Source organism: Streptomyces sp. NPDC057565, from assembly GCF_042801455.1.
GTDB lineage: Bacteria > Actinomycetota > Actinomycetes > Streptomycetales > Streptomycetaceae > Streptomyces > Streptomyces yanii.
Genome location: NZ_JBHVFU010000179.1, coordinates 1 through 1,330, shown reverse-complemented (window position 1 = coordinate 1,330; position 1,330 = coordinate 1). Strand labels below are relative to the sequence as shown.

The 1,330-nt window shown below is 67.5% G+C and carries 1 protein-coding gene; it reads left to right on the top strand.

Features of this window, described 5'->3' with window-relative positions; translation table 11 throughout:
- The first annotated feature begins 99 nt into the window (after nucleotides 1-99).
- Nucleotides 100-1,314 (top strand): RNA-guided endonuclease InsQ/TnpB family protein, encoded by a 1,215-nt coding sequence (locus tag ACFU8W_RS52465; RefSeq protein ID WP_384053001.1) that lies wholly within the window; start codon nucleotides 100-102, stop codon nucleotides 1,312-1,314.
- Nucleotides 1,315-1,330: the final 16 nt, after the last annotated feature.

The window sequence follows — 1,330 nt, the reverse complement described above, 5'->3', positions numbered from 1 at the left end:
CGCGATCCCTGGCCCGGAGGCGCGGAGCGCCGGAGTTCTCTGCGTTGTCAGTGGCGCCGGCTATGTTGGCCGGACTGACCCAAAAGGGGGGTGGGCTGGATGATTCGTGCGTACAAGTTCCTGATGCGGCCCACCACGGGCCAGCAGATCGCGCTTGGCGAGATGCTGCGGGATCACTGCTCGCTCTACAACGGGGCGTTACAGGAACGACGGGATGCCTACCGGCATGTATCGAGGACCACCGTCCGGTACGGGATGCAGTCCGGGCAGTTGAAGGACATTAGGGCGTTCGATCCTGAGCGTCAGGGGCGCTGGTCGTTCTCCTCGCAGCAGGCGACGCTGCGCCGGCTGGACAAAGCGTTTGCCGCGTTCTTCCGCCGGATCAGGTCCGGTCAGACGCCCGGCTATCCGCGCTTTCGTTCGGTGAGCTGGTTCGACACGGTGGAGTTCCCGAAGGACGGGGACGGCTGCCGGTGGGACTCCACCCCGCACGACCCTGTCACCCGCGTGCGGCTGCAAGGGGTCGGGCATGTCAAGGTTAACCAGCACCGTGCGGTGGTCGGCAGGGTCAAGACGGTCTCGGTCAAGCGTGAGGGCCGCAAGTGGTTCGTCGTGCTGACCGCCGAACAGGAGCAGCCCGAACCGCTCCCGACGACCGGCAGCGTGGTCGGTATCGACCTGGGCATAGCCAACTTCCTTGCCGACTCGGGCGGCGAGTTCGTCTCCAACCCGCGCCACGGCCGCCGCGCTGCTGCGAAACTCGAAGCCGCACAGCAGGCCCTGTCCAGGTTCCCGCGCCGCAAGGCCAAGGACCGCACCAGGAACCACCAGCGCGCAGTGGACCAGGTCGCCCGGCTGCACGGCAAGGTTCGCCGCCAGCGGCTCGACCACGCGCACAAGACCGCGCTCGACCTGGTCCGGGCGCACGATGTCATCGCGCACGAAGACCTCGAGATCCGCAACATGAGCAGGGCCCCCGCACCGAAGCCCGACCCCGAGCAGGCGGGCGCATTCCTGCCCAATGGGGCAGCGGCGAAGGCTGGACTCAACCGCAGCATTGCCGACGCCGGATGGGGGGTGTTCCTGACGATCCTGCATGCCAAGGCTGAAAGCGCCGGACGGGAAGTGATCGCCGTGGACCCCCGCAACACCTCCCGGACCTGCCCCGAATGCGGGCACGTCTCCAAGGAGAACCGGCCCACACAGGAGACCTTCCTCTGCCAGTCGTGCGGACACACGGCGCACGCCGACACAGTGGGAGCACTCAATGTTCTACGGGCCGGGCTGGTCCGTCGCAACGCCCACACGGCATAGCGAGAAGCCCCGTCCC

Bases quoted from the DNA above. Each gene is read 5' to 3' on its own strand.
- ACFU8W_RS52465 (WP_384053001.1), top strand. From the start codon at position 100: ATGATTCGTGCGTACAAGTTCCTGATGCGGCCCACCACGGGCCAGCAG.